The 14792-nt window shown below is 56.1% G+C and carries 12 protein-coding genes and 1 pseudogene; 5 read left to right on the top strand and 8 right to left on the bottom strand.

The genetic code is table 11. The features are described from left to right. Window positions 1–59: 59 nt before the first annotated feature. The 5 genes from AC1DIH_RS19465 to AC1DIH_RS19485 all read right to left on the bottom strand — a co-directional run bounded on the left by AC1DIH_RS19465 (window position 60) and on the right by AC1DIH_RS19485 (window position 4100). Window positions 60–584, bottom strand: a complete 525-nt coding sequence (locus tag AC1DIH_RS19465; protein WP_477772925.1) for a DUF4142 domain-containing protein — start codon at window positions 582–584, stop codon at window positions 60–62. A gap of 129 nt (window positions 585–713) precedes the next feature. Next, window positions 714–2057 carry a sensor domain-containing protein gene (locus AC1DIH_RS19470; protein WP_477772926.1) on the bottom strand — a complete coding sequence of 448 codons (1344 nt, stop codon included), beginning with the start codon at window positions 2055–2057 and terminating at the stop codon, window positions 714–716. A 105-nt stretch (window positions 2058–2162) separates the two neighbouring features. Then, on the bottom strand, window positions 2163–2801 hold the full coding sequence (locus tag AC1DIH_RS19475; RefSeq protein WP_477772927.1) for a LysE family translocator: 639 nt from the start codon (window positions 2799–2801) through the stop codon (window positions 2163–2165). Window positions 2802–2990: 189 nt separating this feature from the next. Then, the gene (locus AC1DIH_RS19480; RefSeq protein WP_477772928.1) at window positions 2991–3170 is read right to left on the bottom strand and encodes a hypothetical protein; all 180 of its coding nucleotides are present in this window, start codon (window positions 3168–3170) and stop codon (window positions 2991–2993) included. Between the two features lie 267 nt (window positions 3171–3437). After that, window positions 3438–4100, bottom strand: coding sequence for an SGNH/GDSL hydrolase family protein (locus AC1DIH_RS19485; protein WP_477772929.1), 663 nt, complete (start codon window positions 4098–4100; stop codon window positions 3438–3440). A gap of 552 nt (window positions 4101–4652) precedes the next feature. Between AC1DIH_RS19485 and AC1DIH_RS19490 the strand changes: the two are divergent. From AC1DIH_RS19490 to AC1DIH_RS19505, 4 genes and pseudogenes are all read left to right on the top strand, one after another. Next, window positions 4653–6095 (top strand): annotated as a pseudogene (locus AC1DIH_RS19490) (UbiA family prenyltransferase). Next, on the top strand, window positions 6092–7405 hold the full coding sequence (locus AC1DIH_RS19495) for an FAD-binding oxidoreductase (RefSeq protein ID WP_477772930.1): 1314 nt from the start codon (window positions 6092–6094) through the stop codon (window positions 7403–7405). The pseudogene AC1DIH_RS19490 and the gene AC1DIH_RS19495 overlap by 4 nt, the downstream one beginning before the upstream one ends. Beyond that, window positions 7402–8142 (top strand): SDR family oxidoreductase, encoded by a 741-nt coding sequence (locus AC1DIH_RS19500; RefSeq protein ID WP_477772931.1) that lies wholly within the window; start codon window positions 7402–7404, stop codon window positions 8140–8142. The genes AC1DIH_RS19495 and AC1DIH_RS19500 overlap by 4 nt, the downstream gene beginning before the upstream one ends. Continuing rightward, complete coding sequence (locus AC1DIH_RS19505; RefSeq protein ID WP_477772932.1) at window positions 8139–9086, top strand: lysylphosphatidylglycerol synthase transmembrane domain-containing protein; 948 nt, start codon at window positions 8139–8141, stop codon at window positions 9084–9086. Before AC1DIH_RS19500 ends, AC1DIH_RS19505 begins: the two co-directional genes overlap by 4 nt. Before the next feature lie 334 nt (window positions 9087–9420). Here AC1DIH_RS19505 and AC1DIH_RS19510 read toward each other — a convergent pair whose 3' ends face one another. Together AC1DIH_RS19510 and AC1DIH_RS19515 are read right to left on the bottom strand one after the other, a co-directional pair. Then, a complete protein-coding gene (locus AC1DIH_RS19510) occupies window positions 9421–11055 on the bottom strand; it encodes a hypothetical protein (protein WP_477772933.1) in 1635 nt (544 codons plus the stop codon). 309 nt (window positions 11056–11364) lie between these two features. Continuing rightward, window positions 11365–12105, bottom strand: a complete 741-nt coding sequence (locus tag AC1DIH_RS19515; RefSeq protein WP_477772934.1) for a PA3715 family protein — start codon at window positions 12103–12105, stop codon at window positions 11365–11367. 331 nt (window positions 12106–12436) lie between these two features. Here AC1DIH_RS19515 and AC1DIH_RS19520 point away from each other — a divergent pair, with 331 nt between their 5' ends. Then, complete coding sequence (locus AC1DIH_RS19520) at window positions 12437–13618, top strand: multidrug effflux MFS transporter (protein ID WP_477772935.1); 1182 nt, start codon at window positions 12437–12439, stop codon at window positions 13616–13618. A 9-nt stretch (window positions 13619–13627) separates the two neighbouring features. On the opposite strand, the gene yiaY is transcribed toward AC1DIH_RS19520, so the two are convergent. Beyond that, entirely contained in the window at window positions 13628–14776 is a 1149-nt protein-coding gene (yiaY, locus tag AC1DIH_RS19525; RefSeq protein ID WP_477772936.1) for an L-threonine dehydrogenase, read from the bottom strand. Window positions 14777–14792: the final 16 nt, after the last annotated feature.

A 14792-nucleotide genomic window follows, 5' to 3' on the forward strand; every position in this document is an offset into this window, starting at 1 on the left:
GGTTTCACCCTCGAACGCAGGCTTCGCCAGCGGCTACAGATCGAGTGGGCATGCATGACTCAACCATCCACCCGACCCGATTGGCTGTTGGCCTGAAGGGCCCTGGCCATATGCAAATGGTTTTCGAGCTTGGGCAGGGTTTCTGCAACGAAGGCCTTGAGCTCCGGCACGTCGGTGGTTTGTGCCTCCTGCTTCAACTGTTCGATGGCTTCCTGGGTGGTTTTCACCTGGCTGGCGGCATAGGCCGCGTCGAACGAGTCGCCGTCCTTGACCTCAGGAATCAGCGCCTTGGCCTTGCTGGCCACCTCTTCTCTGGGGGCTACGGGCAGATCGAGTTTCCTGGCGATTTTCGCCAGATGCTGGTTGGCCGTGGTGCGGTCGTTGATCACCACAATCGCGTAATCCTTGACCTCTTTGGATTCGGTCTTCTGGTGAGCCAGGCGGCTGGCTTCGATGTCAGCCATGCCTTTGGTCGAAGCGTCATTGATGAATTCGGCTGGCGACTGGGCAAAAGCGCTGCTGGCGCCCAGGCCCAGCAACACGGCAAAACTGATGATTGGTAATCGGCTGGCCATACGCTTCATGGTCACGCCCTCCTGAACAGGCTAATGAGTGCAGCGGGCATCCCCGCCTGATGTCTGAAGTTAAAACGCCACAAAGGTTTAGAAAAGTTGAGCCTGCCGCGACGAACGGTGCCCCGCGCCAACGTCGAATCAGGCGCGGTCCAGGCGCCCACTCAAGCGCTTGGCAGCGTACATGGCCTCATCTGCGTGCTTGAACAATTGCTTTTCCTCACCGCCATGCTCGGGGTAAAGCGCGATACCGATGCTCGGCATGATGTTCAGGCTATGGCTGTCCAGACGCATCGGCTGGCCGAGCACCTGTCGGATCTTGATCGCGACCCGCGCCGCGTCTTCGGCGGCCTGAATGCTGTCGAGCAAGACCACAAACTCATCACCGCCAATGCGCGCCACCGTGTCGGACTCACGCACGCAGCCTTGCAGTCTATTGGCCACCGCTTGCAGCAGCATGTCGCCGACGCCATGGCCATAGGTGTCGTTGACCTGCTTGAAGTGGTCCAGATCGACATACAACAGTGCCATGCGTCCAGAGTCTCTTCTGGCTTTGCCGAGGGCAGCAGTCAGGCGTTCACGCAACAGTTCGCGGTTAGGCAAACGGGTCAACTGGTCGTGCTGCGCCATGAATTGCAGCCGGCAGTGCAATTGCTTGCGCTCAATGGCTGCCGCGAGCTGGGCACAGACGTATTGCAGCAGCTCCTTGTCGCGCTCGGTATAGCGTTCGCCACCGAGTACGCTTTTGACAATCAGCGCACCGATGGTGCCTTTCTGTGAGTTCAGCGGCACACCCAGCCAGCAGGGTGAGTCCTGGCCATTGCCAACCTCGGACAGACCGGGCATCGAGACCGGTTGGTCAGGCGTCACCAGCACCGGCTGCCCCGTTTGGATCACCTCGGTGCAAAGCCGGCCGGTAACGCTGCACAGCGGATCGCTCTCGTGCTCGTCGACGTGGTACGGGAAACTCAATTGCTCGCAGTGCTCGTCATAGAGCGCCACCGAGAAGTTCAGCGCCGGCAGCCATTCGCCAATCAATTGATGAACGAGCTTGAACAGCGCGAGCAAATCCTCAGCGGCATGGGCGGCTTCGGAGATCGCGTACAGTGCGGCCTGCCGGGACTCTGCCTGTTTGCGCTCGGTGATGTCACGGGCCACGGCGATACGCAGTTGATCGACTTCAGACCAACGCGCCGACCAGAGAAGATGCACCACCTGGCCATCCTTGCGCAGGTAGCGGTTTTCGAAGTTCGGGTTGGGCTGGCCGCGCATGATTTCCCGGGCGGCGTCCAGGGTCCGTTGGCGATCGGCCGGGTGGACCATCTCGATCATCGACTGGCCGATCAGCTCGTCCGGGGTGTAACCGAACACTCGCTCGCTAGCGGCACTGACAAAGACGAAGCGCCCCTGGCTATCGACCGCACACACGACGTCGAGCAAAAGATCGATGTAGCTCGCCAGCGGCGCGGAATTACTGGTGCTCATCAAAGATGGATACTGTCCAAAAGTGCAGCCGTGAGTATCAATCCCTGGACCCGGCATCGCTGAAACGGATGTCCTGATGCAGCTGTCGCAGCCCTGCGCGCAGCCTCAAACCTTGTTCGTCAGCAACCCTGGCGCCACGTACAGCAAGGCGTTGATGGCGAAACCGATGAACATTACCCCGCACATCCGGGTAATTGCCAGCTCATGACGCTGATACAACGTGCGCACCCGACGAGTGCCCACAATGCCGATCAGAATAGCGTATGTGGCGATAGCGCCAATGAAGCTTAGTAAGATCAGCCACGGCAACATCGACCAATGGAGCAATTCGGCGCGACTGGACAGCAACGCAGTAAACGTTGCCACCGCCACCGGGTAAGCCTTGGGATTTGTCAGGCCGAACATGATCCCGTGCCAGAACGGCTGGCGCGCCGGGCCCTGCGGTGCGTCGCCAGTGCTGCGACGACTCCGGATCGCCCGCAGGCCAAGCCAGAACAGGTACAACCCGCTGAGTACACCGAGCACATCAAATGCGCTGCTACCGATCTCCCGTGCGCCGACGATGGCAATCAGCGCAGTGCTGCACCAGACCACATCGCCCAGTAGATGCCAGCAAAGAAACCCCGCGCCCGCCCTCCGGCCACGGGCCGCGCCAATCCCGAACACCGCGAGCACACCCGGCCCCGGTGTGATGCCATAGATGAAGCCCGAGGCCAGAACGGCGAACAACAGTGATTGGGTCATCCGGTAAAACTCCATGAAGAACCATTCAGGCCGGTTGATCGAGCCGTAGCTGCAGCCGGGGGGATTCTAGTTGCCTGCACCCAATAGGTCCTTGCATGATCGACCGGTAGAAGATCGAACGCGAACTGGCCAATGGCAGCCTGGTGCCGATCACCCCGACGGGGTTCGCATGGCGCAGACCTGAGGCATTCAGGGTGTAGAAAGAGTGCAGATGTGCTCGACCACATCCACCAGTTGCGCCCGTTCAAGCATGCCGGCGAGGCCGGTGTAAATCGTGGTGCGGCAGGCATTGTCGTTGTTCAGATCCACCACATCAAGGTCGTCGCAGGCCGGATTGACCCAGCGTGAAAGCAAGTTGCGGTTAAGCAACCTGACCCACCTCCTCCTTGGTCGCCCTGCTACGGGACGATTACTACACTCCCGAGCAAGTGCGACGATGTCTCAAGCAGAAAGCCAGACACTGCATTTAAATCCGGCAACACAGTGAACTTCGTGATTCGAGCACCAGCAGCGGAGATATGATCGGCACCTGCAACTTCACCTGCATCATTCGAGGTGATTTCCAGACCGGCTTCATCGACCACACCACCAGAAAAAACCCTTACATTTTTCAAGGCTCATTGGTGGCCCAATTGATTAAAGAGCAGCTTCGATGCTCTTGGTCACTGACTTTGCAATTTCTGCATAGCCGGGCTCCGTGTAGTGAACATCGGTGTTTGACTCACGCATCTCATCAGCAAGACCGGCCGTTACCGACTGCAAATCATTGACCGGTATATCGAGGCGCTCCATCACGCCAGCAGCAACCTGATTATACCTGTACACATCTGAACTGTTACGTCCTGGCTCGTTAGATGGAACGACGGTGACATTTTGAAAGATCACTTTCGCGCCGGTAGCTTTCAGTCGAGTGGCGATCACATCAAGATTTTTTGCGTACTGATCTAACGAGACGGCAATTGCCCCATTTACCTTATCCCGGTTTTCCTGGGTAATCGGCCCCGGTCGACGATAACAAAGATCCCAAAGGCCAAAGTTGAAGCTGATCACGTCCCACTTTTCCAAACCGATCCAAGCATCAAGACGCTGTATGCCATTGTTTGAGTCCTGCGCATTTCCCAGGCTGTGTACTACCAGCGCTCTGGACTCCAGCGAGCGCTGAACATAAGGTGTATAGCCGATGGAGATAGAGTCGCCAATAATCAAAACCTTAGGTTTCTCATGGGGTGGCGCATCACATCCGCCAACACAAATGATGGCTGAAACCAGTAACATTTTGATGAACGAACGCTTAATCACACACGATTCTCGGAAGATGAAGGTCGACGCATTCTACCTGCGTCAATTGTTAAATCTCCAGGCAATAAAATCCCACTCAAGGCGGGCGCAATCATCACTGCGTACGCCACCAGCCGGGGCAACTTAGCACTCGATAGTCGGCAGGTAACCCACTGAAACAAATGTATGCCGTACCTGTTGCACAGAGGGACCAGATAGAAATGTACCATCTGGCATTTATGGGGATCGTTGGAGCTGAAATCGAAGATGGCTATTTACGGGTGAGGTTGCCCACCTGAAGGTGATGTCGACAACTGAAAACGGGCGTATCTCACGACTTTTTCGGGTTGATCACTTGATTAAAACGGCAGTGGGGGGACTCTCAGTCCTGACGCTACTCAAGTAACCGTCCGTGAGCGGCTCACTATTCATGAAAATCTGATGATATCCGTGGTATTTTCTTTGGGTTAAATGAAAATCTCCTGCGCCTCTTGATGCGTTTTTTCAAGCGCCGTTGCTTTTTCCCTAGATTAATTCCACTAGGCCAGACCGCGTCTGACCAGCACTCATGGAATAGCTATTGTGACTGTCCTCACTATTCCTCCTCTCGTTGTCGATCTCGACGGCACCCTGCTACGCTCCGATTTGCTACTTGAGACCGGAATGGCTTTCGTCCGTAGTCAGCCGTTGCGTCTGCTAAAAACCCTTAGCTGGCTAGCCAAAGGCAAGGCAGCCTTGAAGGAAGAGCTGGCCCATGCAACACACATCGATGTCAGTGTTCTGCCCTACGATCCAGAAGTCATCGCGCTGATAGAAGCAGAGCGGAGCAATGGGCGCCGCGTGGTATTGGCGACAGCAAGTCACTACACGCTGGCCGAGCGTATTGCCGAATATCTACACCTTTTCGACGAGGTATTAGCCACAAATGCCGCTCGCAACCTGTCAGCACATCGCAAGCGAGATCTGTTGGTCGAGCATTACGGTGAGCAAGGTTTCGATTACGCAGGAAACTCCCATGACGATGTCCCTGTCTGGGCAGTTGCTCGGCTGGCCTATGTGGTCAATCCGGAACCCGGCGTTGAACGGCGTGCTCAGGCACAAGGCAATGTCGAGAAGGTGATTCGCTCCAACCCTTCAGGAATCAAGGACTGGCTGAAGGCGCTGCGTCTATATCAGTAGATGAAGAACATGCTGATCTTTGTGCCTTTGTTGGCGGCACATCAGCTGACCAACCCCTTGCTGCTCTGGCAAGGAATCCTAGCCTTTCTATACTTCGGCCTGTGCGCGTCCAGTGTCTACCTACTCAATGACCTGCTCGATCTGGCTGATGATCGTCACCATCACTCCAAACGTCATCGTCCGTTTGCAGCTGGACGCTTGTCAATCAAGTCTGGGGTAATCGCCTTTCCGATATTGCTGATCGCGTCATTTGCCGGCGCAGCTTTGCTTTTGCCAAAGGAGTTTGCATATGTACTGGTGGCCTACTACGTCCTGACTTTGACGTATTCGCTGTCGCTGAAGCGGCGGATGGCAGTCGATGTGATCGCACTGGCCATGCTCTACACTTTGCGTATCATCGCCGGAGCAGCAGCTTTCAGATTGCCTCTGACCTTTTGGGTACTGGCCTTCTCAATGTTCATGTTCCTCAGCCTGGCATTGGTCAAGCGCTATGCCGAACTGCGTGAGGCACGCCACAAGGGACTGAGCGAGAAAACCCGTGGCCGAGGCTACTATCCCAGCGACCTAGAAATGATCTCGTCGCTGGGGGCTTCTTCCGGCTATCTGGCGGTAATGGTATTGGCCCTGTACATCCACGATCCGGCCACCTCAATGCTCTATAGTCAGCCACAGATAATCTGGCTTGCCTGCCCACTGCTTCTATTCTGGATTACCCGGATATGGATGCTCACCCATCGTGGGCAGATGCATGATGATCCTGTGGTGTTCGCGATCCGCGATCGTGTCAGCATGATGGTCGGAGCCTTGTTCTGTCTGGTGTTCTGGGTGGCGACATGAGTGGTCCGCTGTACTCCTGGGGACGCTACCCCCATATTCCACAGGGAGCGTATCCCTGTAGTTGGCGTGCCAGCGTCCCGGCAATATTGAACAGTGTTATCGATACGCATGGGAACACCCTGCCGTATGGCAACGGATGTAGTTATGGCGACAKCTGCCTAGCGGTGAGCGATCGGGTGCTGCACATGCGTACACTGGATCGCTTCATCCATGTCGACTGGCAACAGGGTACGATTCTTGCCGAGGCCGGTGTCACCTTGGCCGAGATCCTGGCGATTGCCATTCCGAAGGGCTGGTTCCTCTCTGTGACGCCAGGTACACAGTACGCCACCGTGGGCGGCGCAATTGCGAACGACGTACATGGCAAAAACCACCACCTGCGCGGCACCTTTGGCAATCATGTACGGAGTTTTGGTTTGCTGCGCCATGGCGAGGAACTACTGACCTGTTCCCCAGCAGAAAATACCGAGCTGTTTGCCGCCACTCTCGGAGGTCTGGGCTTGACTGGTGTTATCACCTGGGCGGAAATCCAGCTGATGCCGATTTACTCCAGCCAGGTCGACAGCACCATGGTGCGTTTCGATAATCTGGCGGAGTTCTTCGCCCTGTCCGCAGAGCTGGATCACCAGCATGAATACAGCGTGGCCTGGATCGACTGCCTGGCCAAGGGTAGTCAGGCCGGGCGTGGAGTATTCATTGTCGGCGACCACGCGCGATACGGTTCGCTAGAGGTGGACAACAGTCCGAAGCTACATGTGCCGCTGACCCCGCCAGTATCCTTGATCAACAGCCTGTCGCTACGAGCGTTTAATGAAGTGTATTGGCGGATGCATCCGGCCAGTCGTACACACAAACGGTGCAGCTACAAACCGTTTTTTTACCCGCTGGATCGCATACGGCACTGGAACCGCATCTACGGACGCAAGGGGTTCCAGCAATATCAATGCGTGATTCCAGACGCGATGGCCGAGGCGGCCCTCCGCGAACTGTTGAGCGCTATTGCCGACTCTGGCCAAGGCTCCTTCCTCGCGGTACTCAAACGCTGTGGTGATATCGCCTCACCGGGCCTAATGTCCTTCCCGCTTCCGGGAACCTCACTGGCCCTGGACTTTCCGCACAAAGCTAATCTGGTACCGCTGTTCGCAAGGCTGGACGCCATCGTGCGTGAGGCAGGTGGCCGTTTGTATCCGGCCAAGGATGCGCACATGAGCGGCAGCGACTTCCGTCAGGCCTACCCAGCTTGGGAACAGTTAGAAGCCCTACGCGACCCTCCCCTGATTTCCCGCTTTTGGAAACGAGTAACTGAATGAAACGAGTTCTGATCATTGGCGCTACCTCGGCTATCGCAACTGCCTGCGCGCGGCTGTGGGCTGAGCAGGGAAGCGATTTTTTCCTGGTCGCACGCAACAACGAAAAACTGGAGCAGACTGCCGCCGATTTACGGGCGCGGGGCGCCAGAACCGTCACCCTCCATAGCATGGACGCAACAAATATTTCCGCGCATACAACGATGCTCGACAATTGCCTGGGTGTCTTGCAGCAAATCGATATCGCTCTAATTGCCCATGGCACCCTACCCAACCAGAAAGCCTGTGAACAGGATGTCGACGTTGCGCTCCAGGAGTTTGCCATTAATGGCACGTCAGTGATTGCTCTACTGACCCGACTGGCCAATCAGTTTGAAATCCAACGCTGCGGCAGTCTGGCAGTGATCTCGTCCGTGGCTGGCGATCGGGGTCGACCCTCGAACTACCTGTACGGTACCGCAAAGGCGGCAGTATCCACCTTCTGTGAAGGTCTGCGTGCCCGGTTGTTCAAAGTCGGCGTACACGTAATGAACATCAAGCCGGGCTTCGTTGAGACGCCAATGACATATGGCCTGCCGTTGCCAGCGATACTGGTAGCTAAGCCCGAACAGGTCGCCCGAGACATCGTCTACGGCATCGAGCGCAAAGTTGCCACCCTCTACACGCCCAGCTTCTGGGCACTGATCATGCTGATCATTCGCAGTATCCCGCAGTCAGTGTTCAAGAGGTTGAACCTGTGAGCGAAACGCCATATCTGTCTGGTTGGCGCTACCGGGCGGTCATCCTTTCGGTCGTATTTTCAGCACTGGGGTATCTGGGGTTTTCGCTGTGGGGAGGCTGGCGGGCCGTCAGTGATGCGGTGAGCGAAGTCGGCGTGATCGGTATCGCAATCACCCTCCTGATGTCATCGTTCAACTACAGCTTGCGCTTCCTACGCTGGCAGATATACCTCAAAGTGCTGGAACATCCCGTTCCATTTCGACCCAGTCTAAATATCTACCTCGCTGGCTTTGCCCTTACCACAACACCCGGTAAAGCCGGGGAAGCCTTGCGTGGTGTATTGCTCAAGCCTTGGGGGGTACCTTATTCCAAAAGTTTTGCAGCGTTCTTCAGCGAACGGCTTTCTGATCTATTTGGAGTAGTGCTGCTGACGTTGTTTGGCTTGACGTTGTATCCGAATGCGCGCCCGATGATAGTAGTGGGCGTGATACTTGTGCTAATGGGGTTTACGGTCTTATCACAACGTAGATTGATTGAAGGGTTGATGGGGCTGATTTCAAAGCCGACTGGCAAAGTACTTAACTTGGTTAAGTATCTACTCCATGTACTGCTTGAGGCCCAACGCTGTCATCGACTCGGTATTTTGGTCGGTTCCACGTTATTGAGCATTATGGCCTGGAGTGCAGAAGCACTGGCTTTTCACTGGATATTGCAATGGATGGGGGCGGATACACCCTTGGTCTTTGCAATATTCGTGTATGCGCTTTCCATGTTAGCCGGCGCACTGAGTTTTATGCCTGGAGGCTTGGGAGGTGCGGAAGCAGTAATGGTGGGCATGCTAGTCTGGAAAGGCATGCCAAGTGCCGATGCGATTGCAGCTACTGTGCTGATTCGGTTGGCAACACTTTGGTTTGCAGTGGGAGTTGGCGTGCTCTGTATGCTTCGACAAAATAAATCGCACTGATGGAAGAGCGCAAGAGAAACTACTGAGTGGTCTATACAGTCCTTCGGAGTCTTGCGCAAGGACTGACTATGCCACGATACGACTGAAGGTACTAGCGTCAGCGTCCCCTGCATCCTGGGGAACTGGGCAGGCTCAATGCGTGGCTGCACCACACTCTTGAGCACCTGCCGAGGCCCGTAGCATAGAAGCCCTACCATCGTGAAACTGCTCTTTTGAAGACAGTATTCCGATAGTCTGGCTTCACCATTAAAAGATGGAATTTATGGATCGCTTACGGGCGTCCAAGCGACGGTTCAATTGAAATCCGAGTGCTCCGACACCAGCCTGACAGCACTCAGTTACCGGAGGGTGCCGCTACAAGTATCATCTGATCCATAGCTACTCGGGATTCATGCTGGGCGGGTACCGGTCCTTTCTGCGAATAGGCAACTCGATAGCCGTGAGCAATTACCGCCTGCATTTCTGTGCTGCCCTCGTTACCAAGGTCGAAGATTATGTCCGGACGAGGTAGACCGCAGTCGATAGCAATCTTGTCTGCCATCCCCAGGTAGTCGGCGTAATGCACCAAAAGCCCGGATTTGCTGCTTTGGGAATGAGCAGTTGCTGGACACTTCAGGAAGTCATCTGTGGCCAGCGCGCGCATGTCAACAAATCGAAAGCGATCTCCAAACCGCTGACGTAGATATAAGGGCACCATGCCGGCTTGAATCGAATAAACGACAACAGCCCCCCGTTTTACGATCTCCTCGCCCACCACCTTTTCAGCGTGAATCAGGAACAGCGCATCTCGAAGATGGACCTGGTTGTACAGCTCGAACCAAGAAAACTCTTCCACTCCATCAGTGGGCGGCAGAGCCAGACCAGTGGAATACTTGTCTCGAAAGCTGAAAGCCTCCACCGCACTGACTGCACAAATCAGCAGCAACACCACTGGAAACGCTGGCCTTGACCACGCATGAACAGCCTGGCAACCAAAATAGGTGGCCAACGGGATGATCGGAATCAAGAAGCGACCGCCCTCCATCCAATCACCGCTAGAAGCCACGACAAATGAAAGAGCGGAAAGTATGAAGACCCCTGCAAGTACTGCTCGGACATTCGTAGCGCCCCTGGCGCATATAATCTGTACTGCAGCAGCGATAAGGGCAATGAAGATCAGGGCTGCAAGCCCTACGCTACCTTGCAACTGGCTAGCCAGATATAAAAATCCTTCACTCATCGAGGAAAGTGAAATACCCGCAGACTTGGCATAAACAGGCAGAGGGAATGCTCTGCCGAAGTACCACAATCGAAATGATGTGACAGCCGCGAAAACCACGGAGCTGAAACACAACGAATAGAGTGCTGCTTTCGCAATATCAATCGACAGTGCTCCACTGCGTAACCGTATCAATGCTGCCGAAACCAGGCACCCGAGACTAAACAAGGCGATGACGAAAAAACCTTCAGGCCGGACCAGTACGTATAAGGAAAGGACGGTCGCGAACAGTACGGGGCGGAAACGTTCTTTCAGGGGAACGAATGCTGCTGTCACAATCAAGGCGGCCAAGACTGATTCCAGCGCACCGAATGCCCAGTACACGAAATAGGCAGATAGAGCAGTCGCAATAGCTGACCCTACGGCAACCATTGAACTCTTGCCCTTGACCGGAGCCGATAGAAACACCAGACAAATAAGGCCTGCCACAATTGCCAAAATGCCGCCAATTACGGGCATGTCGACATCCGGGAACAGAACCTTGAGAGCACCAAGTATCATGACATGGAGGATACTGCTACCCGACTCCACTCGATCGCCATTGATGTTGGTGAAGCCAAGCCCCTGCGAAAAGTTCGTGGCCTCCGCATAGGTTATATGCACATCATCGCGACCGGCCGAAGCATAAAGGCCAAATCCATGGATGAGAAATAGCAGAAGGGGAAGGAAGATTAGCAGTGCTTTGATGATTGATCGAATTGTGCCTTGCACTCTATATCCTCAGCTATCGTAAACGCACATGTTAGCAAATCGGGAATCAGGTCCACGCTTTTCTACTGATCATATTGCTGTTCGGCCCCCTGGCACTGTGAGATCAGTTCAATACCTCTGCTGGTCCAAACGAAGCCCGCCGTGAGTGCGACCTGGGATTTGGAATATTCCTCACGTATTCAAGGGGCCGGGGCCGACTCCCGATCGGCTCGCCCGGCACCCGACATCTCGACGAGATTTGCGCAGGCGGCAAAATCCTCTTTGTGCAATAGCCCCACGATGTGAAGGTACGAGAGCGAGGCAATCGGCTCAGAGCCCTTTTAACTCTTCCGGAACCACATACTGCCGACCGTCATAGCGCAGTGTCGTCAGTACCGTTTTCCCCACTGTATCTTTGGATTCGCATTCGCCATTTTTCACCGAGTCTTGCGAGCCGGTGGTCACCGATTTAACGATCAGGTCGGCGAAGCCGTGGCTGCTGGTTTTGGCTATATCCAGAGTGCGTTTTATGTTCGAGAACTCGCCCGCACAGTTGGTATCCCACTCACCGCTAGCGGATTCGATCACCAGTTGCTCCAGTACCGGGCGCAGCGTGTTGCCTTCGCGAACATACAGCGACAGCCGGGACTCGCCGAAAGGATTGGCCCGCGACGAGCCAGTGAAACCTGCCCGCACGCCGAACGCTCGCAGATCGGATGTGAGTTTGTAGCGCGCGGTATCGATGCTCAGCCCATCGAACCGGATGGCATCGGAGCTGAACACCGAGGCTTTGGAATAGTGGGCCAGCGGCTTGCCATCGACGTTGGACACCACCGCCAGTTTCAAGTCGTACATACCCATGCCGTCAGGCTCATCGCTATGAGTCGAGTCCGGCTCAATCTGCGACAGCGCAGTAATGGTCTGGCCGTCATAGGCCGGCCAGTCCTTGCACACCGAATAACCCTGTACACCCTCGGGCAATGGCGGTGTTACACACTCGGCATATGCCTGGGTCGCACCCAGCGCACCACTCATTGCCACACATCCCAACCAGCTGTATTTCAAGGTCATTCCCTGTTCCTTGCGAATGTCATCAATCGATAAAAGATCAGCCCTGCACTATCGCCTGCCCGACCTGCCGATTCAACCCGTTCAATGCCTGATCGTCGACACGACACGAGGGCCGCGATGCCGGGTGCATCCATCGAATGACACTGAGCCTTCTAACTTCAGGTTAATATCCAACGCTTTAAAAGCCTCATACGGATCGGGCAGCACTGAAGCAATGACCTTTGGTGTGGACATGGAACCCTTGTAGATCAGCCGTTTTTGCGAGCTGATCATCGACCTATTGCGCGCTCACAGCCGACACACCGGCCACTGACCCTCCAGGAAACAGTCCTTGAAAAGCAGCACAACACTCGTCATCACTTGCTCTACGGTTTTTCTCGCGCAGTTGGGCATGAGTATTTATCTCCCGGCCCTGCCGGAGATTGCCCGGTACCTGAACAGCGATGCTTCGCACGTCTCCTGGGGGCTGGCGGTGTACCTGATCGGCATGGCGCTACCCATGTTGTTCTGGGGCAGCCTGAGCCAGCGCATTGGCCGCAAACCGGTACTGATCGCGGCGTTGGGCATCTATGGGCTGGGTAATCTGGCCTTGCCCATGGGCACCACCCTGGAGTCATTCCTTGCACTACGGTTGGTTCAGGGGATTGGCGCCAGCGGGATTTCAGTCATGGCCCGAGTGCTGATTCGCGACAGTTTTCGGGGAGATCTGTTAGCCAAGGCACTGTCCTGGATTTCGATTTCCTTTGTGATTGCGTTGGGGATCGGACAATACCTGGGATCACTGGTACAGGTTGCACTGGGCTGGTCAGCCATCTTTTATTTGCTCGGCGGCACGAGCCTGTTGATGGGGACAGTGGTGGCACGGGTCACCTTCCCGACATTGCCAGAAACGAAAAGCCAAGCATCCAGTTGGCCCATTTACTGGCGCATTCTGCGTCATCGGAACTTTCTGCTTCCGGCACTCGCCGGCGGTCTCGGTTACGGAGTAATCGTCGCGTTCAACACCGCCGCACCGGCAATTCTGCAAGGTACGTTCAACTGGTCTGCGGTCGAGTACGGCCTCTTGGGATGGCCAATCAGTGCAGCCTATTTTTTCGGGGCGCTGGTGATMAATCGCTACGTCCTGCACACCGGTCAGCACCGGTTGATGAACGCGGGGGTAGGCTTGGTGTTGGTCGGCAGCGCGGTCATGTTACTGGGCAGCCTGCAGGCAACTGCGCTGGCATTACTGCTGTGGTTGCCTTACTGCGTTGCGGTGCTCGGCCAATCGTTGATTTATCCCATCAGCCTGTCCCTGGCCAACGATGGTTCGCCGATCAGTGGCGCTTATGCAATGGCCTTGAGCGGCTTTATCCACCAACTGATGGCCGCCATTATCGGTGGCATCGCCAGCCTGCTGGTCAGCCAGCAGGCTTGGCCGTTGTCATTGTTATGCAGCCTGTTGGCCCTGGGCGCGATGCTCTGCGTAACGCTCGTGCCGCGTCCCGAGATCATCGAACAAAGCGCCCGGTAACACCGCCATTCAAAACGCGCTGCGAAAGATCTCCTCGATCTGCCGCTGATCCGCCGCCCGTGGATTGGTCAGGCCGCAGGCGTCTTTCAAGGCGTTGGCGGCGAGGATCGGGATGTCTTGCAACTTGGCGCCGAGGTCGCGCAAACCGCCGGGGATTTCCACATCCCTGGCCAACGCGCGGATCGCCACGATGGCCGCTTGGGCGCCCTCTTCCGGACTGACACCGAGGGTGTCGGCCCCCAGAGCCTGCGCCACCACGGCCAGGCGTTCGGCGCAGACTGCGGCGTTGAAGCTCTGCACGTGCGGCAGCAGTACCGCGTTACAGACACCGTGGGGCAAGTCATAAAAACCACCCAACTGGTGCGCCATCGCATGCACAAACCCCAACGAAGCATTGTTGAATGCCATGCCGGCGAGGAACTGCGCATACGCCATGTTTTCCCGGGCGATCATGTCGCTGCCGTCGTGCACGGCCAGGCGCAGGTTGCGGCTGATCAGCTCGATGGCTTTCAGCGCGCAGGCGTCGGTAATCGGGTTGGCGGCCGTGGAAACGTAGGCTTCGATGGCGTGGGTCAAGGCGTCCATGCCCGTCGCTGCGGTCAGGCCCTTGGGCATGGCCGCCATCAGCGCCGGGTCATTGACCGACAGCAGCGGCGTGACATTGCGGTCGACGATGGCCATTTTCACATGGCGCGATTCGTCGGTGATGATGCAGAAACGGGTCATCTCGCTGGCAGTGCCGGCGGTGGTGTTGATCGCGATCAGCGGCAATTGCGGCTTGGCTGATTGGTCGACGCCTTCGTAATCGGCGATCTTGCCGCCGTTGGTGGCGCACAACGCGATGCCTTTGGCGCAATCGTGGGGCGAGCCGCCGCCCAGGGACACCACGCAATCACACTGGCTACGCTGCAGCAGTTCCAGGCCGCTTTCGACGTTGGCGATGCTCGGGTTCGGTTTGGCACCGTCGAAAATCACCGAATCGATGTCCTGCATCGCCAGTTTTTCAGCGATCAACCCTGCCACGCCAGCCTTGGCCAATCCTGCGTCCGTCACGATCAAGGCCTTGCGAAAGCCATAGTTGCGAATGGCATTCATGGCTTCGTCGAGGCAACCGGTGCCCATGATGTTCACGGCAGGAATGAAAAACGTGCTGGTCATCACCAATCCTCTTCGA

The sequence above is a fragment of the Pseudomonas sp. 05N36 genome, assembly GCF_056397385.1.

What these genes read in the sequence shown, in the direction of transcription:
- AC1DIH_RS19465 (WP_477772925.1), bottom strand. Translation starts at nt 584, where the DNA reads ATGAAGCGTATGGCCAGCCGATTACCAATCATCAGTTTTGCCGTGTTG.
- AC1DIH_RS19470 (WP_477772926.1), bottom strand. Translation starts at nt 2,057, where the DNA reads ATGAGCACCAGTAATTCCGCGCCGCTGGCGAGCTACATCGATCTTTTG.
- AC1DIH_RS19475 (WP_477772927.1), bottom strand. Translation starts at nt 2,801, where the DNA reads ATGACCCAATCACTGTTGTTCGCCGTTCTGGCCTCGGGCTTCATCTAT.
- AC1DIH_RS19500 (WP_477772931.1), top strand. Translation starts at nt 7,402, where the DNA reads ATGAAACGAGTTCTGATCATTGGCGCTACCTCGGCTATCGCAACTGCC.
- AC1DIH_RS19515 (WP_477772934.1), bottom strand. Translation starts at nt 12,105, where the DNA reads ATGACCTTGAAATACAGCTGGTTGGGATGTGTGGCAATGAGTGGTGCG.
- yiaY (WP_477772936.1), bottom strand. Translation starts at nt 14,776, where the DNA reads ATGACCAGCACGTTTTTCATTCCTGCCGTGAACATCATGGGCACCGGT.